The sequence below is a fragment of the Corynebacterium sp. MSK006 genome (assembly GCF_030232385.1).
Taxonomy (GTDB): domain Bacteria; phylum Actinomycetota; class Actinomycetes; order Mycobacteriales; family Mycobacteriaceae; genus Corynebacterium; species Corynebacterium frankenforstense_A.
Genome location: NZ_JASPJZ010000011.1, coordinates 53,237 through 73,418 on the forward strand (window position 1 = coordinate 53,237; position 20,182 = coordinate 73,418).

The 20,182-nt window shown below is 70.7% G+C and carries 22 protein-coding genes and 3 tRNA genes; 13 read left to right on the forward strand and 12 right to left on the reverse strand.

Annotation, left to right across the window (positions count from 1 at the left end; translation table 11 throughout):
• Window positions 1–412: 412 nt before the first annotated feature.
• Window positions 413–799: a hypothetical protein gene (locus tag QQA02_RS07700; protein ID WP_284775657.1), complete on the forward strand. Its 387-nt coding sequence runs from the start codon at window positions 413–415 to the stop codon at window positions 797–799.
• A 63-nt stretch (window positions 800–862) separates the two neighbouring features.
• Here QQA02_RS07700 and nrdG read toward each other — a convergent pair whose 3' ends face one another.
• Together nrdG and nrdD are read right to left on the reverse strand one after the other, a co-directional pair.
• On the reverse strand, window positions 863–1,594 hold the full coding sequence (nrdG, locus tag QQA02_RS07705; protein WP_284863964.1) for an anaerobic ribonucleoside-triphosphate reductase activating protein: 732 nt from the start codon (window positions 1,592–1,594) through the stop codon (window positions 863–865).
• Between the two features lie 13 nt (window positions 1,595–1,607).
• Complete coding sequence (gene nrdD / locus QQA02_RS07710; RefSeq protein ID WP_284863966.1) at window positions 1,608–3,782, reverse strand: anaerobic ribonucleoside-triphosphate reductase; 2,175 nt, start codon at window positions 3,780–3,782, stop codon at window positions 1,608–1,610.
• A gap of 330 nt (window positions 3,783–4,112) precedes the next feature.
• On the opposite strand from nrdD, the gene orn reads away from it, so the two are divergent.
• Both orn and QQA02_RS07720 read left to right on the forward strand, forming a co-directional pair.
• Complete coding sequence (orn, locus tag QQA02_RS07715) at window positions 4,113–4,766, forward strand: oligoribonuclease (protein WP_284863968.1); 654 nt, start codon at window positions 4,113–4,115, stop codon at window positions 4,764–4,766.
• 48 nt (window positions 4,767–4,814) lie between these two features.
• A tRNA-His gene (locus QQA02_RS07720) sits at window positions 4,815–4,887 on the forward strand.
• 156 nt (window positions 4,888–5,043) lie between these two features.
• Here QQA02_RS07720 and QQA02_RS07725 read toward each other — a convergent pair.
• A complete protein-coding gene (locus QQA02_RS07725) occupies window positions 5,044–6,231 on the reverse strand; it encodes a L,D-transpeptidase (protein WP_284863970.1) in 1,188 nt (395 codons plus the stop codon).
• 655 nt (window positions 6,232–6,886) lie between these two features.
• On the opposite strand from QQA02_RS07725, the gene QQA02_RS07730 reads away from it, so the two are divergent.
• Window positions 6,887–6,962 (forward strand) — tRNA-Lys (locus QQA02_RS07730).
• Window positions 6,963–7,049: 87 nt separating this feature from the next.
• Here QQA02_RS07730 and QQA02_RS07735 read toward each other — a convergent pair.
• Entirely contained in the window at window positions 7,050–8,339 is a 1,290-nt protein-coding gene (locus tag QQA02_RS07735; RefSeq protein WP_284863989.1) for a glutaminase, read from the reverse strand.
• Between the two features lie 232 nt (window positions 8,340–8,571).
• Here QQA02_RS07735 and QQA02_RS07740 point away from each other — a divergent pair, with 232 nt between their 5' ends.
• From QQA02_RS07740 to QQA02_RS07760, 5 genes are all read left to right on the forward strand, one after another.
• A complete protein-coding gene (locus QQA02_RS07740) occupies window positions 8,572–9,678 on the forward strand; it encodes a substrate-binding domain-containing protein (RefSeq protein ID WP_284863991.1) in 1,107 nt (368 codons plus the stop codon).
• A 245-nt stretch (window positions 9,679–9,923) separates the two neighbouring features.
• Entirely contained in the window at window positions 9,924–10,067 is a 144-nt protein-coding gene (locus QQA02_RS07745; RefSeq protein ID WP_284775665.1) for a hypothetical protein, read from the forward strand.
• Between the two features lie 364 nt (window positions 10,068–10,431).
• Window positions 10,432–11,073 (forward strand): enolase C-terminal domain-like protein, encoded by a 642-nt coding sequence (locus QQA02_RS07750; protein WP_284863972.1) that lies wholly within the window; start codon window positions 10,432–10,434, stop codon window positions 11,071–11,073.
• Window positions 11,074–11,132: 59 nt separating this feature from the next.
• Window positions 11,133–11,606 (forward strand): gluconokinase, encoded by a 474-nt coding sequence (locus tag QQA02_RS07755; protein WP_284775694.1) that lies wholly within the window; start codon window positions 11,133–11,135, stop codon window positions 11,604–11,606.
• 154 nt (window positions 11,607–11,760) lie between these two features.
• Entirely contained in the window at window positions 11,761–12,318 is a 558-nt protein-coding gene (locus QQA02_RS07760) for an isochorismatase family protein (RefSeq protein WP_284775670.1), read from the forward strand.
• On the opposite strand, the gene QQA02_RS07765 is transcribed toward QQA02_RS07760, so the two are convergent.
• The 4 genes from QQA02_RS07765 to QQA02_RS07780 all read right to left on the reverse strand — a co-directional run bounded on the left by QQA02_RS07765 (window position 12,315) and on the right by QQA02_RS07780 (window position 15,571).
• Window positions 12,315–13,340 (reverse strand): serine hydrolase, encoded by a 1,026-nt coding sequence (locus QQA02_RS07765; protein ID WP_284775672.1) that lies wholly within the window; start codon window positions 13,338–13,340, stop codon window positions 12,315–12,317. The genes QQA02_RS07760 and QQA02_RS07765 overlap by 4 nt on opposite strands.
• Window positions 13,324–14,232, reverse strand: coding sequence for a hypothetical protein (locus tag QQA02_RS07770; RefSeq protein WP_284863974.1), 909 nt, complete (start codon window positions 14,230–14,232; stop codon window positions 13,324–13,326). Before QQA02_RS07770 ends, QQA02_RS07765 begins: the two co-directional genes overlap by 17 nt.
• Before the next feature lie 160 nt (window positions 14,233–14,392).
• Window positions 14,393–14,668 carry a DUF3618 domain-containing protein gene (locus QQA02_RS07775; protein ID WP_284775697.1) on the reverse strand — a complete coding sequence of 92 codons (276 nt, stop codon included), beginning with the start codon at window positions 14,666–14,668 and terminating at the stop codon, window positions 14,393–14,395.
• A 174-nt stretch (window positions 14,669–14,842) separates the two neighbouring features.
• On the reverse strand, window positions 14,843–15,571 hold the full coding sequence (locus QQA02_RS07780) for a DsbA family protein (RefSeq protein WP_284863976.1): 729 nt from the start codon (window positions 15,569–15,571) through the stop codon (window positions 14,843–14,845).
• Window positions 15,572–15,612: 41 nt separating this feature from the next.
• On the opposite strand from QQA02_RS07780, the gene bcp reads away from it, so the two are divergent.
• Window positions 15,613–16,107 carry a thioredoxin-dependent thiol peroxidase gene (gene bcp / locus QQA02_RS07785; protein WP_284775680.1) on the forward strand — a complete coding sequence of 165 codons (495 nt, stop codon included), beginning with the start codon at window positions 15,613–15,615 and terminating at the stop codon, window positions 16,105–16,107.
• Window positions 16,108–16,120: 13 nt separating this feature from the next.
• Window positions 16,121–16,771 (forward strand): TetR/AcrR family transcriptional regulator, encoded by a 651-nt coding sequence (locus QQA02_RS07790; RefSeq protein ID WP_284863978.1) that lies wholly within the window; start codon window positions 16,121–16,123, stop codon window positions 16,769–16,771.
• A gap of 74 nt (window positions 16,772–16,845) precedes the next feature.
• On the opposite strand, the gene thiE is transcribed toward QQA02_RS07790, so the two are convergent.
• From thiE to QQA02_RS07810, 4 genes are all read right to left on the reverse strand, one after another.
• Window positions 16,846–17,535, reverse strand: a complete 690-nt coding sequence (gene thiE, locus QQA02_RS07795) for a thiamine phosphate synthase (RefSeq protein ID WP_284775683.1) — start codon at window positions 17,533–17,535, stop codon at window positions 16,846–16,848.
• The gene (thiM, locus tag QQA02_RS07800; RefSeq protein WP_284863980.1) at window positions 17,532–18,377 is read right to left on the reverse strand and encodes a hydroxyethylthiazole kinase; all 846 of its coding nucleotides are present in this window, start codon (window positions 18,375–18,377) and stop codon (window positions 17,532–17,534) included. The genes thiE and thiM overlap by 4 nt, the downstream gene beginning before the upstream one ends.
• An 11-nt stretch (window positions 18,378–18,388) precedes the next feature.
• Window positions 18,389–18,811 carry a holo-ACP synthase AcpS gene (gene acpS, locus QQA02_RS07805; RefSeq protein WP_284775700.1) on the reverse strand — a complete coding sequence of 141 codons (423 nt, stop codon included), beginning with the start codon at window positions 18,809–18,811 and terminating at the stop codon, window positions 18,389–18,391.
• A 19-nt stretch (window positions 18,812–18,830) separates the two neighbouring features.
• Window positions 18,831–18,914: transfer RNA gene (locus QQA02_RS07810), tRNA-Leu, on the reverse strand.
• 98 nt (window positions 18,915–19,012) lie between these two features.
• Here QQA02_RS07810 and QQA02_RS07815 point away from each other — a divergent pair.
• Together QQA02_RS07815 and QQA02_RS07820 are read left to right on the forward strand one after the other, a co-directional pair.
• Window positions 19,013–19,534 (forward strand): hypothetical protein, encoded by a 522-nt coding sequence (locus QQA02_RS07815; RefSeq protein ID WP_284863982.1) that lies wholly within the window; start codon window positions 19,013–19,015, stop codon window positions 19,532–19,534.
• Between the two features lie 116 nt (window positions 19,535–19,650).
• Entirely contained in the window at window positions 19,651–20,025 is a 375-nt protein-coding gene (locus tag QQA02_RS07820; RefSeq protein ID WP_284775689.1) for a DUF3817 domain-containing protein, read from the forward strand.
• Window positions 20,026–20,182: the final 157 nt, after the last annotated feature.

Below are 20,182 nucleotides of genomic sequence, written 5' to 3' on the forward strand. Positions count from 1 at the left end.
TCCCCGGGTGTTCACCCGGTTTCCGTGCCCGGCGCCGAGGTGTCCGGGCAACAAAAAAGACCTGGCCCGCAGACGACGAGACGTCATCTGCGTGCCAGGTCTTGCCCCCGGAAGTCTGTGCCGGGGTCACAATCCTATGACGCCTTCCATCATGACCACGCCGCGACGCAAAAGGCAACCGAGTGTGCTCACCGTCACCGGGGCGGGGGTTGTCCTGCGCCGGGGCCGCCCGCCGAGCGTCGGCCCAGCAAGCTCCTGCACAGCAGGGACACGCCTTGCTGGGTCGAGAAGCGCCCTTGCTATACGAGGCCTTGCTGGGTGCGGTGGGCCTTGCTGGGCGCGACGGCGGAGGTGCCGGGGAATCCCCTGGCAACGGTTCACGTGGCGCGCGCCGGCGCGTAACCTCGGCGCCATGGACACCTCGATCGCCACGTTTTTGAGCGCCCTGCTGCTGGGCGGCTCGCCGCTCTCCGCCAGCGCGGACCTCTCCTCCGCCCCGGTCGACCCCGGCTTCAACTGGGGCATCGTCGCATCCTCCGGCAAGGAGACGGGCAGCTCCGACAACGACCAGACCGGCGCGGACGAAGGAGACGCCGACATCGTGGAACAGCACATCTTCAGCGGCTCCGGTACCGCCCGCAGCGCCTTCCAGGCCTGGCTCGACGGCGGCGAGTTCGTCGCCCCCGAGTTCGAGACCCTCGACCTGACCGAGCTCGAGTTGCCCGACGGCTCGATCGCCCGCGGCGGCGACACCGTGGCCAAGCACGCCGACGGGACCTTCAGCGTCCTCGCCGGCTAGGCGCACAGGCCCGGCGCGCGAGCGGCGCAGCGCACCACGCGAGGGCCCGGCACCGGCCCCGACTCAGAAGCGCGCGGTGACCTCGTACTCGACGACCCGGCCCGCGGCCAGCGAGGCCTGCACGTCGATCAGCCGCTGATTCGAGCTGCCGCAGAAGGGCTTGAGGTTCGACTCGTCGCGTTCCTCGGCGATGAACTGGCCCTCGATGAGCACGTCGAGGTTCTTGACCAGCTCCCAGCGGTCCCCGCCGATCAGCTCGAGGGTCTCCCACCGGTAGCCGGTGTAGGACCACACGGTCTTCTCCGGCAGCTCCGCGCGCACCCGCCGCACCAGCGGCAAAAGGTTCGTCGCGTTGAGCATCGGCTCCCCGCCGCACAGGGTCAGCCCCGCCACGTGGCGCCCCGCCAGATCCCGCAGGATGCGCTCCTCGAGCTCGGCGGTGTACTCGACGCCGTAGTTCCGCTTCTGGGCGGCCTTGTTGTAGCAGCCCAGGCAGTTGAACGCGCAGAAGGAGACGTAGAGCGAGCAGCGCAACCCCTCGCCGTCGAGGACCTGGAAGGGCTTGTAGTCCGCGACGCGGAGCACCGGGGCGTCGGCCCAGGTGCGCGAGCGCCGGTCCATCCGCGCGATGCGCTCGAGGCGCTCGGCGGAGGTGTGCGGCGCGTCGTAGTAGCCGGCCAGCCCGGCGCCGGCGCCCGCTGCGCCGGCGCGCCCGGCACCCGCGCACGGTGCGTCGGTGCGCCCGGTGGCGGCAGGCGCGGCGTCGTCAATCGTGGTGCGCACGCCGGTGGTCATGGTCCTCCTTCACTCACATGTGCTTGACGCGGGAGTTGATCTCGTTCTGCTTGCCGGCGACGACGGGGCGCTTCATCGGCGAGCCCAGGTAGCCGCACAGCCGGCGGGTCACACTGGCCTGGGTCTCGTCGCGGTTGCCGCAGGTCGGGCAGTAGTAGCCCTCCTCGTCGCAGCGGAACTCGCCCTCGAAACCGCACAGGAAGCAGTAGTCGACCGGGGAGTTGACCCCGAAGTAGCCGACGTTGTCGAAGGCCTCGTCCCACAGCGCCTCGAAGGCCGCGGAGTTGGACTGCAGGTTCGGCGCCTCGACGTAGTACATGAACCCGCCCGGGGTCAGGTGCATGTAGGGCGCCTCGAAGTGGATCTTCGAGACCGGGTCGGTGTCCTGGTAGCTCGGGAAATGAAAGGAGTTCTCGTAGTACTCGCGGTCGTTGACCCCGGGGATCTCGCCGAAGCGGTCGCGGTCGATCGCGGCGAAGCGGTCGCACAGCGACTCCGAGGGCGTCGAGTAGACCGTCAGCTTGGCGTGGAAGAGGTCCTGGACGGCGTCGACGCGGGCGTTGATGTGCTCCATGATGTGCAGGCCCAGCGCGCGCAGGTCGGTGTCCTCCTGCCAGTGCTCCTCGCCGGTGAGCGCCACCATCGCGTTGTGGATGCCGATGTAGCCCAGCGAGATCGACGAGCGCTTCTCGTTGCGGCCCGTGTACCAGTCGCGCACCGAGGTGATCCCGGTCGGATCGCCCAGCCCGCCCTGGGTGTACATCACCGGGGCGTTCTCCAGCTCGGCGCCGAGCACGATCTCCTCGCGCAGGCGCAGCGCGCGCACGGCCAGGTCCACGGCCTCGTCGAGGGAGTCGAAGAAGACGTCGCGGTCGCCCTCGGCCTGGATGGCCAGGTGCGGCAGGTTCAGCGAGACCACGCCGAGGTTGTTGCGCCCGACGATGCGGGGCTTTCCGTCCTCGTCCTCCCAGTAGTGCAGGAAAGAGCGGCAGCCCATCGGGGTGACCAGCAGGCCGTTCTTCTCCTCGCGGATGCGCGGCACGGAGATCAGGTCCGGGTAGATGCGCTTGGTCGAGCAGCGCATCGCGGCGCACTTGACGTCGTAGTTCGGGTCGCCCGGCGAGTGGTTGACGCCCTCGTCGACGAAGTAGAGCAGCTTCGGGAAGATCGCGGTCTCCCCGCTCATGCCCTTCCCCCGCACGGCGAGCATCGCCTTCTGGATCTCGCGGGCGCACCAGGAGGTGGCCATGCCGAAGGAGACCGAGGTGAACGGGGTCTGCGCCGCCGAGGTGGTCAGCGTGTTGACCTGGTACTCGAAGGCCTGCATCGCGTCGTAGATGTCCTTGCGCGCCTTCTTGCGCGCCAGGCGCTCGACCTCGTCTTCGTCCTCGATGATCTCGGCGTAGAGGTCGCGGTCCTTCTGCAGGGTCAGCTCCGCGTAGGGCTCGAGCAGGCGGTCGATCTCGTGGATGGAGATGCCGCCGTACTGCTCGCCGGAGATCGCGCCGAGCAGCTGGACGAGCAGGGTGGCGGCCACGCCGATGGAGCGCGGCGGCTCGATGCGCGCGTTGCCGAGCGTGAAGCCGTGGGAGAGCAGGTAGCCGAAGTCCGGCAGCGAGCAGTTCGGCAGCGCACCGAAGGGCGAGCGGTCGAGGTCGTGCAGGTGGATCAGGCCCTTGATGTGGGCGCGCCGGATGTCCTCCGGGTAGATGCGCAGGCCCTCGGCGCGGGTGACGGCGCCGGCGAGGATCTCGCGCTGGGTGGTGAAGGTGCGCGAGTCCTTGTTGCCGTTCTCCGCCATGACGTTGGCGTCCTTGCTGACCACCCGGTCGATGGCGGAGGTGAGGTCCGTGGCGGTGGCCAGTTGGGCCTCCTTGCGGTCGCCCTGCTCGCGCAGCGCGTCGCGGACCTCCGGCGAGTCCGCCAGGGCCTCTCCGAGGAACTCGCGGATGCGGGCGGTGGTAACGGCGGCGTCGGCGCTGGAAGCGTCGGCGCCGGCGGCGTCTGCGTCAGCAGCATCAGCGGCGGCGGCCTCGACGCGGGCGGCGACCTCGGCGACGATCTCCCCGGCCGGGCGCGCGGGGCGCACGCCGTAGACGCGCTCGGCGGAGCGCAGGTCGTTGAGGATCCTGGCGGGGAAGAACGCCACGTGTCGCCCGTCCCGCTTGATGACCGTCGCCTTCGTCATGGAGATCCGATACCGTCCTTTCGCTCTGACCGCTGTAATTACGTCGTTGTGACCTTGAGCAGCGAACTCCATCGTAAGAATGATCTTGAAGCATTTCATTTCTGTGAAAGGTCGCGCCTATCGGCGACCGCCACCCCTGGCTCCGCATCCGTCTTTTCGCCGCTCAGATTTACGTCACACACAACATGTAGTACCCCCTTTCAGGGTGCAACCCCATCCATGGGGCTGGACCGCTGCCGGACCACTGCGTGACCACCGCTCGACCACTGCCGGACCACCGCTTGACGACGTCGCGCCGACCGCACCGTCGCCTTGTTCTACAGTTGGGGCATGTCCGCTCAAGCGACCGAAAATCACACCGTTGCCCCCAAGGACGACCGGCTGGTCTGGATCGACCTCGAGATGACCGGCCTGGACACCCACCGGCACACCATCGTCGAGATCGCCGCGCTGGTCACCGACGCCCACCTCAACATCCTCGGCGAGGGCGTGGACCTGGTCGTCCACGCCACCGACGAGCAGCTGGCGGAGATGGACGACTTCGTCCAGAACATGCACGCCACCAACGGCCTGACCGAGGAGATCCGCGCCTCGGAGGTGACCATGGAGCAGGCGGAGCAGGCCGTGCTCGACCTGATCGCGAAGCACTGCGACCCCGACCACCCCGCTCCCCTGGCCGGCAACTCCATCGCCACCGACCGCTCCTTCATCCGCGAGCAGATGCCGCGCCTGGACGCCGCCCTGCACTACCGGATGGTCGACGTCTCCTCGATCAAGGAGCTCGCGCGGCGCTGGTACCCGCGCGTCTACCACCACCAGCCCGACAAGGGCATGGCCCACCGCGCACTGGCCGACATCGTCGAGTCCATCCGCGAGCTGGACTACTACCGCCGCGTGGCCTTCGTCGCCGAACCGGGCCCGACCTCGGAGGAGGCGGCCACCGCACAGCAGGAAGCCACCGAGGCCTACCAGCGGTTTTTGTAAATGTGAACCGTTGGACTATGGTTGTCCACGCTGCATTTCGCGGCGATGGTGGATGTAGTTCAGCTGGTAGAGCACCAGGTTGTGATCCTGGGTGTCGCGGGTTCGAGTCCCGTCATCCACCCCGAAGAAGACGAGCCCCGCACCGGAGACGGTGCGGGGCTCGTCGCATGCGCGGGCACGGCCCGGCGCGCGGCACGCGCGCCGCACCACGCAGAGACGGCGACGCCGCGGCGCCCGGGTGGGCGACGCGGCGTCGGCAAGTGCGGGGGTGAGTCGATCAGGCGGCGGTGTTGTCCTTGGCGTTGCCGGCCTTCCAGGTCTTCCAGGGTATGTTCCAGTCGCCCAGACCGTCGTAGCCGGAGAGCGTCTCGCCGGAGGTGTTCTTGACCTCGACGATGTCGCCGCGCTTGACGGTGTCCTGGAACCACTTGGCGGCCTCGGGTGTGACGTTGATGCAGCCGTGCGAGGTGTTCTGCGAGCCCTGCGCCCACACCGACCACGGCGCGGAGTGGACGTAGATGCCGGAGTAGGACATCTGCGTGGCCCAGTCGACCGCGGTGCGGTAGCCGCCGGCCTCGTGCGAGAGGCCGAAGGTCTCGGAGTCCATGATCATCGACGGGTTCTTGTCGCCGATCATGTAGATGCCGTTCGGGGTGGCGTAGGCGCCGTCGCGGCCCAGGGAGACCGGGATGGTGCGCAGCGCCTCGCCGTTGCGGTAGACGGTCATCTGCTTGGTCGAGTCGTCGACGACGGTGCGCACGTCGTCGCCGATGGTGAAGCGGGTCGCGTTGTCGGACTCGCCGTAGACCTCACCGCCGAGGTCCTTGCCGTAGATGTCGGCCTCGACCTTGACCTTGGTGCCCGGCCGCCAGTAGTTCTCGGGGCGCCAGCGCACCTCGTAGTTGTTGACCCAGAAGAACGCGCCCTCCACGGACGGCTCGGTGGTCACCTTGATGGCGTCCTGGGCGGCCTGGCGGTCCTCGATCGGCGCGGAGAAGCGCGCGGCGATCGTCTGGCCGACGCCGACCTCGGCGTCCTCCAGCGGCGAGAGCGCCACGTTGGCGGTGTAAGACGGCATGATCGTCTGGAACTGGACGGAGGTCTTCTTGCCGTTCTTGTCGGTGGCCTTGACCGTGTAGGTGCGGTTGTAGCCGAGGACCTCGTCGGTGGTCCACTCCGTGTGGTCCTCGTTGAACTTGGCCTCGACCTCGTAGCCCTGCTCGTTGGTCATGGTGACGTCCTTGAGGCCCTCGCCCCGGGAGGTCACCGTCACCGGCTCGGACGGGTCGACCTCGGTGGCGTCGTCCTTGACGGAGACCTCCGGTTCGGCGTCCTGCGTGGCCTCCTCGACCTCTGCCGTGTTCTCGTGGTCGGGACCGGCCTGGCCGATCGTGCAACCTGACGCCACCAGCGCCACTACCGTCAGCGTGGCGGTGACGAACGCCCGTGTCCGGTAATGCTTCATCTCCGTCAATCCTTTGAATTTTCGACTACCCCGCAGGAGATCTGCGGTCACCATACCCTCTTTGCGAGCCACCGCCACACACCGTTAGCCGCGACGCACAAACGTAATCAAACGGTTATCGAGAGTTTGTCGGAAGCGGCAATTTTCCCCGGTCACGACGCTTTTCCCGGTCTCCGCCGGAACATCGCGGACGTTGTGTGAGCGACGCCCCTCCCCCGCGCCGGGGTGCCGCCCGCGCGCGATTGAGGACACGTACACGGATAGTAGTCCGCTTGCCTATTGGCGGACCAAACAGAGCGAGGAGCACTCCCCGCGCGGGGTGGGCGCTGTGCATTCTCCGGGTCACGCTGGAAAGCCATTAAATGCACTCCCCGCGCGGGGTGGGCGCTGTGCGAGCGCGGGCATGCGCGCGCCGACACGCTTGACGACGTCGCGCCCCACGGCGCGGCGGGTACCACCCCTCGGCGCGCCGCGTGGCGTCGGCAATCGGGCGCGGCGCCAACGCGCCGCGCGCAAGTGCGCCACAGAGGCACCGGCCAAGCACCGCGACGGAATGCATGAAATGACCTATGACCAGCCGATTTTACGGTCCACGGATGCGGTGCTAAAGTAACTGTCCGTTGCAGGGGAGCGGCACAGACCGCCCGAGCAACATGCGCCATTAGCTCAATTGGCAGAGCAACTGACTCTTAATCAGTGGGTTCGGGGTTCGATTCCCTGATGGCGCACCAAAACTGCAGGTAGGGCCCGGTACATCGTACCGGGCCTTTTCTGCATGCGGGGGGGGCAGCGGCAGCCGCGGCGCGGGCCCTACCGCCTCACCACTCCCCGTCGTTCTCCGGCGGCTCGGCCTCGACCTCGGCGAGCTCCTCGGCGTCGAGGCTCTCGGGGCGGTCACCGTCGACGGTCAGTTCGCGCAGGCGGTCCTCCGGGTCGTGCAGCGCGATGTCCAGGCCGGCCGCGCGCATCTTCGCCAGCACCGAGGACAGGAACCTGCGGCCGATCGACTCGACGGTGACCACGCGGGTGACGTCGAGGACCAGGCGGCCCTCGGTGAAGTCGTGGCGGGCGATCTCGTGCAGGATCGACTCGGCGGCGGAGAAGTTGATCACGCCCTGCAGCGTCAGCACCGTGTCCTCGCCGTGGACCAGGATGGAGCGCACCGCGTGCAGGCCGACCTCGGCGGGGTTCATCAGGTGCAGGCCCATCGAGTCGGAGAGCACCTCGTAGAGCAGCCGGCCGCGCACGCTGTTGCCCTCGGAGTCCAGCCGCGGTGAGAAGGTGCCGATGCCCAGCTGACCGGGCAGCGAGCCGAGCAGCCCGCCGGACACGCCCGACTTAGCGGGGATGCCGACGCGGGCCATCCAGCGCCCGGCGCCGTCGTACATGCCCGCCGAGCTCATCACCGCCAGCGTCAGGCGCGCCACGCCGGGGTCGAGCACGCGCTCGCCGGTCTGCGGCTGCACCCCGCCGTTGGCCAGGGTCGCGGCCATCACGGCCAGGTCGCGCACGCTGACCTCGGCGGCGCACTGGCGGATGTAGCTGTCGACGGCGTCGCGCGCGTCGTCGTGGATCACGCCGTGGCTGCGCAGCATGTGCGCCAGCGCCAGGTTGCGGTCGGCACCGGCCAGCTCGTTGTCCGCCAGGTCCTCGTCGACGCTCAAGCGCCGCCCGGCAAGGCGACCGAGGAAGTCGTGGATGACGGCCACGCGGTCCTCGATACTGGACTCGGTGCCGTTGATCAGCTGGTTGACCGCGATGGCGCCGGCGTTGATCATCGGGTTCATCGGCCGGTGGGTGCTGCGGTCCAGCGAGAGCTCGTTGAAGGACTCCCCCGACGGCTCCAGCCCGACGACGTCGAGCACCTTCTCGCCGTGCTCCTGCAGCGCGAGCCCGAAGACGAAGGGCTTGGTGATCGACTGCATGGTGAACAGGCGGTCAGCGTCGCCGGCGGCGTAGGTGCGCCCGGAGACGGTGCACAGGGCGATCGCCAGCGGATCCGGGTCGGCCTCGGCGAGGTTCGGGATGTAGTCGGCCACCGCGCCGTCGGTGTTGTCGCGCACCTCGTCGAGCAGGTTCTCCAGGTACTGCGGCACCGGCGACTTGATCTGTTCCACCACGGTCATTCCACCCTTCGGTCGGTCGCACTCAGGCTACCGGCCGTCGATTGCCGACGCCGCGCTTCTCACCCTCGGCGCACCCGTGCGGCGTAGGCGGGCGGGGCGCGCGGAGCGCGCCCCAGGTCGCGGGCACCGGGTGCGCCGGCGCGCCGCGTGGGGGGACGCGGGGCGTCGGAAATCACGCGCCGTCGCGGAGGCGAACGCCTTTATACTGCCCCTTATACAGGAAGCAGACTCGACGCCGGAGGGCGGGCCGGACCGCAAGGTCACGATCTACGACGTCGCCGCGGAGGCCGGGGTGTCGGCCGCGACGGTCTCTCGGGCGCTGAGCGGGCCGGACCGGGTCAGCTTCCGCACCGCGGAGAAGGTGCGCGCGGCAGCGAAGAAGCTGGGCTACCGGCGCGAGCTGGCCACGCGCAGCAACCCGGGGCGCGAGCGCACGGGCAACCTCGGCATCGTGGTCGCGGACAACACCAACCCGTTCTTCCTGGAGATCATCCGCGGCGCCGAGCACGCCGCGCACGTCGGCGAGTTCCAGGTGCTCGTGGCCAACGTCGACGAGGTGCGCGGGCGCTCGCACTCCGCCGCCGAGGCGTTCATCCCGCACGTCGACGCGCTGCTGCTGGCGTCGGCGCGGCTGAGCAACAACGAGGTCGCCAAGATCGCCCGTCGGCTGCCGACGGTGTGCGTCAATCGGCCGGTGCCCGGGGTGCCCAGTGTGCTGGTGGACAACTACGAGGGCGCGACCAAGGCGGCCAGCCACCTCGAGGAGCTCGGCGCGCGCTCGATCACCTACATCGGCGGCCCAGACGGATCGTGGACGGACGCGATCCGGCTGCGCGGGCTGCTCGACGCGGTGGGCAACGCGGAGACCACCGAGGACGTGGTCACCTTCACCCGCAGCGCGCAGCTGCCGCTGGAGCAGGTGCGCCGGCTCGCGCGGGTCTCGGTGCACCACATGCACGCCGACGCGCCGACCACCCGCGGCGGACGGCGGGCCTTCGTGCGCTGGCGCAAGGACCCCACCGACGCGGTGATGTGCTTCAACGACCTGGTGGCCATCGGCTTCATGCAGCAGGCCCGCCACGACGGCTGGCGGGTTCCCGAGGACGTCGCCGTGGTCGGCTTCGATAACACGGAGCTGACCACGATCGTGCGGCCCTCGCTGACCACGGTGGCCAGGCCGCTGCGCTCGATCGGGCGCGTGGCCGCGGCCAACGCGATGGCGCTGGTGCGCGGCGAGCGCGGGCCGATGAGCCGGCCGCGCGTGCTTCCGACCCGGCTGATCGAGCGGGAGTCGACGCGGCGCGCGCCCGGCGGGGACTGAGTCTGCGGTCGCCGGGTGGACTCCCGCCGGTGCGGGAACTGTAATCACCGATGCCGGTGTCGATGATGATCTCCGGGCCACCCCCACGTATGCGGGGAAGACGATTGGCCCCCACACCATCACGGTGTGGGGGCCGGCTCACCCCCGCGCATGCGGGGAAGACGGATGGGAGGGGTGATCGGGGTCCGGGGTGTGGGGCTCACCCCCGCGCATGCGGGGAGGACCGCGTCGAGACCGACGACGGCGTGGTCGGCGTCGGCGACGCGACGCTCAACGGCCGCGAGCTGTCCGCCGCCCACTACCTCAAGGACCACGTCTGCCAGCTGCTCGTCGGCCGCGACGCGCGCAACATCGAGGACACCTGGCAGTTCCTCTACCGCTCCGCCTAATGGCGCCGCGGCCCCGTGACCATGGCCGCCGTCGCCGCCGTGGACATGGCCCTGTAGGACATCAAGGGCAAGATGGCGAACATGCCGGTCTACCAGCTGCTCGGCGGCGCCTCGCGCACCGGTGCGCGCGCCTACGGCCACGCCTCCGGCACCGACCTGGAGAGCCTCTTCGACTCCATCCGCTACGAGATGGACCTCGGCTACACGATGATCCGCGTGCAGACCTCCGTGCCGGGCATCAAACAAGCTCTACGGTGTCGCCGCCCAGGAGCAGTCGTCCGGGCAGCGCTACGACTTCGAGCCAGCCAACCGCGGCGACTGGCCCGTCGAGGAGGACTGGGACTCCGCGGCCTACATGCGCCACGTGCCCACCGTCTTCGAGGCCGTGCGCAACGAGTTCGGCCCCGAACTGCCGCTGCTGCACGACGGCCACAACCGCCTGACCCCGCGCGAGGCCGCCCAGTTCGCCAAGTCGCTCGAGCCCTACAACCTGTTCTGGCTCGAGGACGTCACCCTCGGCGAGAACCAGGAGAACCTGCGCTACGTCCGCGAGCAGTCGACCACCCCGCTGGCCATCGGCGAGGTCTTCAACTCGGTCTACGACATCAAGGACCTCATCGACAACCAGCTCATCGACTACGTGCGCTGCGCGACCACCCACTTCGGCGGCATCACCCCGCTGAAGAAGGCCATGGCGCAGGCCGAGCCGTACCAGATCAAGTCCGGCTTCCACGGCCCCACGGACGTCTCTCCGATCGGCTTCGCCGCCGAGCTGCACCTGGACATCAACATCCACAACTACGGCGCCCAGGAGTACATGACCCACTCCAAGGAGACGCTCGAGGTCTTCGAGACCTCCATGACCTTCGAGAACGGCCTGCTGCACCCGGGTGACAACCCCGGCCTGGGCGTGGAGTTCCACCCGGAGATCGCCGAGAAGTTCCCCTACGAGCAGGCCTACCTGCCCTACAACCGGCTCGCGGACGGCACCGTCCACAACTGGTGAGCACCCGGCGCAGCGACACGAAGGAGAACGATTTGGCAGCCCACCCCCACATCGTCGTAATGGGCGTGTCCGCCTCGGGCAAGACGACCGTCGGCGAGCTGCTCGCCGAGCGCCTCGGCCTGCCCTACCGCGACGGCGACGACCTGCACCCGCAGGAGAACATCGACAAGATGGCGCGCGGCGAGGCGCTCGACGACGACGACCGGTGGCCGTGGCTGCGCCTCGTCGGCCAGTGGCTGCACGACAGCGCCGAGGGCGGCATCATCGGCTGCAGTTCGCTCAAGCGCAGCTACCGTGACCTGATCCGCCAGGCCACGCCGGACGCGAACTTCGTGCACGTCCACGGCACCCCGGAGCTGCTGCGCGAGCGCATGGAGAACCGCACCGGCCACTTCATGCCGGCCTCGCTGCTGGACTCGCAGCTGGCCACACTCGAGCCGCTGGGCGACGACGAGCCCGGCGTGGTCGTCGACGTCGCCGACGCGCCCGAGACCGTCGCCGACAACGCCGCCGCCTGGCTGCGCGACCACTAGCACGGCGCCCCGAGAACCCTGCAGCCCGCGACGCGGCAACCCCGGCCCCGGGACACACCTCGTGTCCCGGGGCCGAAAACCGTTCACCCCCGCCCGCGCGCGCCGGACTAGGCTTAGCCGGAAGGAACTTTCCGCCCGACCCTCAGGAGACCGCATGAAGGCACTCGTCATCGTCGACACCCAGAACGACTTCTGCCCCGGCGGCGCGCTCGGCACCGCGGACGGCGACAAGGTGGCCGCCGCCATCGCCGAGGTCGTCGCCCGTGGCGCGGGCGGCCGCGAGCACGTCGTGGCCACCCAGGACTGGCACATCGACCCGGGCAGCCACTTCGCCGAGGACCCCGACTTCGTGCACACCTGGCCCGTGCACTGCCGCGCGGACACCGAGGGCGCGGCGATGCACCCGGCGCTGGCCGACGCCGCCATCGAGGAGTACTTCCACAAGGGCCAGTACGACGACGGCTACTCCGGCTTCTCCGGCACCACCCCGGACGGCGGGCAGGACCTGGAGGCCTGGCTGCGCGCGCACGACGTCACGCAGGTCGACGTGTGCGGCATCGCCACGGACTTCTGCGTGCGCGCCACCGCGCTCGACGCCCTGGAGCGCGGCTTCTCGGTGCGCGTGCTGACGTCGCTGTGCTCCGCGGTCAGCGAGGAGGGCGGCGCCGCCGCGATCGAGGAGATGCGCGCCGCCGGCGCCGAGATCATCTAGGTCCGGGCGCCCTGCGTCGGGTGCGGCGTCACGGTGCGTTGCCGTGTGATTTCCGACGTCCCGTCCGTGCGCGTCGCGCCCTCCGTCGCCGTGGGCTGCGGTGCGGCGTCGCGGGGCGCGCAGACCAGCTTGTCGAGTCCGCGGGCCAGCTCGTCGAGGACCGCCTGGCCCTGGTCGTAGTTGCCGCCGTTGGTGGCCACCGCCAGGCCGCGCAGGCCGCAGTCGGTGTTGACGAATCCGAACTGGCGGACCTCGTAGGCGCCGGTCTGGTCGTCCGGGCCCCAGCCGCCCTTGAAGTGGGCGCCGTCGATGCGGCCGAGGCCGTAGGCCTGGTCGGGGCTGATCTGCCCCATCGCCTCGACGACGTGCTCGGCGCCGGCCATCTCCGGCAGGCTCAGCGCGAAGCGGGCCTGCGCGGCCACGGCCCAGTCGGTCTGGCCCCAGGCGGAGAAGCCGGAGCGCAGCACATCGGTCTCGACGTCGGTGAGTTCGTCGCCGCCCTCGGTGAGCACCGCGTCGGTGGCCTGGCTGGCGGTGGCGGTGTCACCCAGGCTGAGCCAGAGGCTGTCGGCGGCGTCGTTGTCGGAGACGGTGATCGCCTGGTCGACGAGCTGGTCGATCCACGTGTTCGCACCTGCGCCGGACCCGTCGCTCGCCCCGTCGGCGCCGCGCTCGGCGGCCACCGCGATGGGCACCTTGATCGTCGACCAGGCCGCGGCGGACTCGATCTCGCCGCCGGTGTGCACGCCGAAGGGGTCGGCGACGGCCACGCCGACGGGCTGGCCGAACTCCTCGGCGACCTCGTCGGCGAGCTTCTCGAGGGCCTCCTCGGAGACCCCGGGGTTGCCGCGGTCGACGGGTTCGGGGTCACCGGTCGGGGTGGGCTGCGCGGTCGTCGCCGCGGGGGTGGTAGTGGCCTCCCCGGGCTTGTCGATCGTGCAGGCGGTCAGGGAAGCCACCAGCAGGGCGGCCGCCGCCACCGCGGCGTCGGCCCGGACCAGACGGTCAGGAGATGTAGACATTCGCGTCGTTGCCGCCTGTGCAGTGCACGTAGGAGCCGTTGTCTTCGCAAGTCATGGTGTAGCTGCGGCCGGTCACCGAGCTGTGGACGTCGATCGTCTGGTCGGTGCGGCCGTCGTCCAGATAAGCATCCACGAATGCGTCGCGCACGGCAAGTGCAAACGGCTCACTGGTCGGCCCGGAGGCGTAGACGTTGTTGAAGTCGCCGCTGGGCTCGTTGTTCTTGGCGGCCTCGTTGACGGCCCAGGCGTCCGAGGGCACCTTGGCGTCGGTGGGCCTGCCGGCCTCCTCGGAGGAGGAAGAGGAGGCGGCGGTGGACGGAGAGCTGGCCGACTCGCTCGCCGACTGCGAGGTCAGCGTGTTGCCGGCGGCGCCGGTCTCGGTGTCGTCGCCTTCGGAGGAGAAGACGAACAGCCACAGCACCAGCGCGAGCACGGCGACGAGCAGCACGCCGGCGACGCCGCACAGCACCACGAATGTGCGGTCGCGGCCCTTGCCGGCCGCCGTCGCCCCGGGGGCGTCGACCGCGCCGTTCGTGCCGTCGCCGGTGCCCCAGGCGTCGCTGTAGCCCTGCGCGAAGCCCTCCTGGCCGTAGCCTGCACCGTAGCCCTGGCCCTGCGGGTAGCCCTGCGCATAGCCGTCCTGGCCGTACGTCTGCCCGTAGCCCTGCCCCTGCGGCGGCGCCTGCCAGCCGTCGGGCATGCCGGGCTCGGTCTCGCCGGGGAAGTACTGGCGCGGCGCGGGGCGCTCACTCCCCGTCTGGCCGCCGGCCTGGGCCGCCCCCTGCTCCCCGGGCACGATGCGGCGCGTCTCGGAGTCGCCGCCCCACTGCGCACCCCACTGGTCTGCACGGTCACGGTTGTCCTGCGGGTCCGGCGTGCCGTTCGGGCTCATGATCGTCCTTTCTCACCGCGGATCTCACCGCGAACTGAAGCGGTCCGCGTTGACCTTACCCTGCGAAGTTACCCCCGGGTCACCGAGCCCGACACACGGAAAACGCCCGGCGGGGAGCATTCCCCACCGGGCGCGGGCGCCGCGCGGCACCTCGACCGGGTCAGCGGTCGGCGAGCAGCTTGCGCAGCTCCTTGAGGTCGTTGCGGTTGCGGCGCGAGCGCACGACCGCGAAGACGACCACACCGGTGACGGCCACGCCGATGCCGGCGAGGATCTTCTGCACCTTCGGGTCCTTCAGCCAGTCAGTGACCTGGTTCTTCGCGTCGTCGGCCAGGTTCTTCGGCTTGCTGCGGTCGGCGAGCTGATCCAGCGTGCCGGCCAGCTGCCTGCGGGTGCGCTCGATGTCGCGCTGGATGTCATCGATGTCTCGTGCCACGGTCATCTCCCAATCAACTCTGTCTGCTTCCGCTCCCCGGGGCCGCCCTAGGCCCCTACCCCGGAAAGCGGGTATCCGGGTAATGAGTCTGCCACACCTTCGCGTGCCGTGTCAGCGTCGCCCCGGTGCGGCGTGCGCCAGGCCTGCGCCAGGCCTGCGCCAGGCGCGCGTCGGTCAGTCCAGCTGCTCGTCGATCTGCGGCAGGAAGGCGTCGAGCTCCTCGACGTTCTCGGCCTCCTTGCCGTTGACGATCACGGTGGGCACGACCTTCAGGCCCGCGTTCGTGGCGGCCTCGGAGTCGAACTGCACGTTGGCGGCGAGATCGTCGCCGGAGATCGCCTCGCGGAAGGCGTCGATGTCCGGCACGCCGGCGGCCTCGGCCCAGGCGACGAGCTTGTCCTCGTCGACGCCGCGGGTCTCCCCGTTGAGCGTGGCCGGGTAGAGCTGGTCGATGTACTCGAAGTAGCGGCCCTGGTCGGCGGCGGCGCGCGAGGCCGCGGACATCTTCACCGAGTCTTCGCCGAGCACGCCGAGGTCGTGGACCTCGAGGCGGACCTTGCCGGTGTCGATGTAGTCCGACTGCAGCTTCGGCAACACGTTCTCGTGGAAGTTCGAGCAGTGCGGGCACGACGGGTCGGTGAACAGCAGCACCTGCACCGGCGCGTCGGCCTCACCCAGGGCCCGCGGGTCGTCGGCGGTGTCGCGCGCGAGCGCCACCAGCGGCGACTCGTCGGCCGCAGCCGAGGCGTCCTCCTCGCCGGACGAGGACGCCGTCAGCGAGGCGGCGGACTCCTCCGCCGAGCCGGAGGTGTCACCCTCGTCGCCGGCGCAGCCGACGAGCGCAAACGCACCCACGGCGAGGAGGGCGGCGAGGGAACGGACGGGACGTCGGAAAGCGTTCATGTCCACCAAGTGTACGTAACACCGCGGGTAGAGTGGCACCCATGACCGAGACGAAGAAACTCCAGCCCGGCGACACCGCCCCCGCATTCACGCTCACCGACGACCACGGCGACGAGGTCTCGCTGTCGGACTTCGCCGGCCGCCGCGTCATCGTCTACTTCTACCCGCGCGCCAACACCCCCGGCTGCACAAAGGAGGCCTGCGACTTCCGCGACAGCCTCACCCAGCTCAACGACGCGGGCATCGACGTCGTGGGCATCTCGCCGGACAAGCAGGACAAGCTCGCCGCCTTCCGCGAGGACCACCGGCTGACCTTCCCGCTGCTCTCCGACCCCGACAAGGAGGTCATGACCGCCTACGGCGCGTTCGGCGAGAAGAAGAACTACGGCAAGGTCGTCCAGGGTGTGATCCGCTCGACCTTCCTCGTCGAGCCGGACGGCACCATCGGCGCCGCGAAGTACAACGTCAAGGCCACCGGACACGTCGCCCGCTTCATCCGCGACCTCGACGACGTCGACGCCGCGGACAACTCCTAGCGGGACTCGGACGGTGAGCACGGTGAACGCCCCGGCGGGCGGGGAGATCCTGCGCCCGCGCCGGCGCCCCGCCCAGGCGCGCAGCCGGGAGCGCTTCTCCCGGATCCTCACCGCCGCGCGCGGCGTGCTGGTCGAGTCGGGCTTCGAGTCCTTCACCTTCGACGAGGTGGCCAAGCGCGCCGACGTGCCGATCGGCACGATCTACCAGTTCTTCGCCAACAAGTACGCGATGGTCTGCGAGCTCGACCGCGAGGACACGAACGCCACGGTCGCCGCCCTGCGGTCCTTCTCCGAGCAGGTGCCCACCCCGCAGTGGCCGGTGGTGCTCGAGGACTTCATCGACCACCTCGCCGAGCTGTGGGTGCGCGACCCCTCGCGCCGCGCTGTGTGGCACGCGGTGCAGTCCACGCCGGCGACGCGTGCGACGGCCGCGGACACCGAGCGCGAGATGCTCGACCTGATCGCCGGGGTGCTGGGCCCCCTGGCCCACGGGGTGCCGCGCACCGAGCGCCGCAAGCTCGCCGGCGTGCTCGTGCACACGGTGGTCTCGCTGCTCAACTACGCCGTGGGCGCGCCCGAGCGCACCGACGCCGACGTCGACGCCGTGGTCGCCGAGACCAAGCGCATGCTCGTGGCGTACCTGTTCACCGTCGCCGGCGCCTAGGCGTTCAATTGCCGACGTCCCGTCGGTCGCCCGTGCGAGTCCGTGCGGGCTCTGCGTGGGCCCGCGCGGCCGCGTTACGCGTCCTCCGCGCTCTCCGCGCTCTCCCACTCGGCGACGAGTTCGGCGGCCGCGGCGCGGGCGTCGTCGGCGGCGCAGATCGCCGAGACCACGGCCACGCCGCAGGCACCCGCGGCGCGCAGGGGCGCGACGTCGGCAATTTTGACGCCGCCGATGGCCACGCACGGCAACGGGGCGGCGGCGACGAAGTCGGCGAAGCCGGCCACGCCGAGCGCCTCGGGGGCGTCGGCCTTGGTCGCGGTGGGGTGGATGGCGCCCACGCCCAGGTAGTCGACGGTGCCGGCGGGCAGCTTCGCCAGGGCCTCGAGGTGCTCGGGGCGGTCGGCGGTGAGCCCCACCACGGCGTCGGGGCCGAGCGCGGCGCGGGCGACGGCCACGGAGGTGTCCGACTGGCCGAGGTGGACCCCGTCGACGGCGAGCCGCTCGCGGCGCGCGGCGACGACGGCGTCGAGGCGGTCGTCGACGACGAGCACCGCGCGCCCGGCGGTGACCGGGGCGAGCTCGCGCAGGCAGGCGAGGATCTCGGCGTCGGTGGCGTCCTTGTCGCGCAGCTGGACGGTGGTCACGCCGGCGTCGACGGCCTGGCGCACGGTCTCGACGACGCCGCGCCCGCCGCACTGGGCGCGGTCGGTGACGAGGTAGACGCCGCGGGCGGCCTGCGTACGGTCGGCGCGCTCGGCGCTCATTCGGCGGGCTCCAGGACCTCGACGCGGGCGCCGGCGGCGACGTCGTCCGGCTGCAGGTTGTGCAGGGCGTCGAGAAGCGCGACGGCGAAGCTGCCCGGGCCCTCCGCCTGCGCGGCGGCGCGCTCGGCGGCAAGGCCGTAGGCGACGTGGGCGGCGGTGACGGCGGCGAGCACGGAGTGGCCGCCGCGGCCGGCGATAAAGGCGGTGACCAGGGCACCGAGCGCGCAGCCGGCGCCGGTGACGAGGGTCAGCAGGGCGTCGCCGCCGGTGACCAGGACGGTGGTGGCGCCGTCGGTGATCAGGTCGCGCTCGCCGGAGACGGCGACGACGGCGCCGGTGCGGCGGGCCAGCTCCTCGGCGCCCGCGCGGGCTGCCTCGGGGGTGTCGGTGGACTCCACGCCGCGCCCGCCGGCGCCGGTGCCCGCGAGCACGAGGATCTCGGAGGCGTTGCCGCGCACGGCGGTCGGGCGCTCTTCGACGAGCTCGGCGGCCAGCTCGGTGCGCACCTTCAGCGCGCCGACGGCGACGGGGTCGAGCACCCACGGGGTGCCGGCCTCGCCGGCGGCCGCGACGGCCTCGCGGGCGGCGGTGCGCTGCTCCGGGGTCGGCGTACCCAGGTTGACCAGCACGCCGCCGGCCACGCGGGCGAAGTCGCCGGCCTCGCCGACGATGTCCACCATCGCCGGGGCGGCGCCGGCGGCGAGCAGCGCGTTGGCGGTGAAGTTGGTGACCACGGTGTTGGTGATGCACTGGACGAGGGGGCCGTTGGCGCGGACCTCGGCGAAGGCGGCGGCCAGCTCCCCGGCGTCGAGGCCGGGGGCGATGTCAGAGGTGTCGGTCATGGCTGCCAAGGCTACCCCGCGGGGGTGGCGCTCCCCCGCGCGTGCAGCAGGCACTGGGCGACGGCGTAGTCGCCGTCGTGGCTGATGCTCAGCTCGGCGCGCCACCCGTCGGGCAGGCTCGCGGCGACGGCCTCGGCGACGGCGCCGTGGAGGCGGTAGGCGGGGCGGTGCCAGGCGTCGGCGACGGTCTCGATCTCGGCGAAGTCGACCTCGTCGGCGGCGATGACGGGCGGGTGGGCGAACAGCGCCTGCGACCAGGCCTTGATGAAGGCCTCCTTGGCGGCCCACCGGCCGGCCAGGTGCGCGTCGCGGTCTACGTGGCCGGCGGCGCGGCGCTGCTCGGCGGCGGTGAACACGCGCCCGAAGCGGCTGCCCGGGACCGCGAGCTGCGCGGCGAAGGCGGGCACGTGCACCAGGTCGGTGCCGATGGTCAACATGCCGCCATTGTTGCACTGGTGCGCCCGGGGAGACTCGAACTCCCACGTCAAAGACACTGGAACCTAAATCCAGCGCGTCTGCCAGTTCCGCCACGGGCGCGCAGGCGTCCATCATAACGGGGCCCGCACGCGGTGGCCCCGCCCGCCTGCCGCGCGAGGCTTTCCGCCTTTTGATGCATCCGGGTATCCTGGACAGTCATGAGTGGTGAGAGGAAGAGACGGCAGCACGTGCGGGTCCGTTTCACGCACGTCGTCTTCCTCGCGATCGCCGTGGTGTGCACCATCGCGCTGGCGTGGTGGCAGTGGACGCGCTTCCAGTCCGGCTCGGGCACGTTCCAGAACCTCGGCTACGCGTTCCAGTGGCCGATGTTCGGCGCCTTCTTCGTCTACGCCTACCGCAAGTTCCTGCAGTACGAGAACGAGAAGATCGACGCGGACAACGCGGCCCTCGACGCCGCCGAGCGCGGCGCCGACGCGGACGGCGCGGACGGCGCGGACGCGGCCGGCACGGACACCGACGGCGCCGTGGCCAGCTCGGACCCGGAGATGGACCGCCTCTACGCCGCGGACGCCGCCGAGTTCGGCGACACCGCATCCGAGGAGGTCGCGCAGTTCCTTCCCGAACGCCCGATCCTCGACGTCGAGGACTTCAACCGCCTCAACCGGCGGCGCCGCGGCGGCGAGGACCTCTCCGGTCTCGCCGACCTCGCCGGCGACTGACGCACCCCGGCGCCGGGAACCGACGCGCGACCGAATTCGACCACTCATGGGCGGAGCGGCAGCGCTCCGCGACTGACCGAGAGCATGACCGAGACAGAGACCAGGAGACTGACCCCATGACGGCACCCGCCGAGAAGCCCCGCCCGAAGGTCCACCCGGAGCGTAAGCGCCGCGTGCGCCAGGCCCTGACCATCTTCTCCTTCGCGGCCTGGGCGACCGGCTGCATGCTGCTGCTCCTGTGCGCGCGCATGATCGCCGAGTACCTCCTGCACATGGAGATGCCCTCCTGGGCGACGTGGGTGGCCATCCTGCACGGCTGGGCCTACATCGCATTCGTCATCGCGACGCTGAACCTGGGTCTGAAGGCCCGCTGGAAGCCGGCGACGTGGGTGGTCACGGCGATCTCGGGCGTGGTGCCGCTGCTGTCCTTCTTCGTCGAGCACTGGCGCCGCCGCGAGGTCACGGAGAAGTTCCAGCTCAACGAGCGCTGACCCCCATTGCCGACGTCCCGTCCCGCCCCTCGGCGGTTCCCTCCCGGTGGGTGCGTGGGCGCCGGTACCAGAAATTGCCGCCCCGTGCGCCGGCCCGTGAATGCGGTTGTGGAACAGCCCTGGTGCTCCACAAACAGGGCATAGTGCTCTCGCGCAC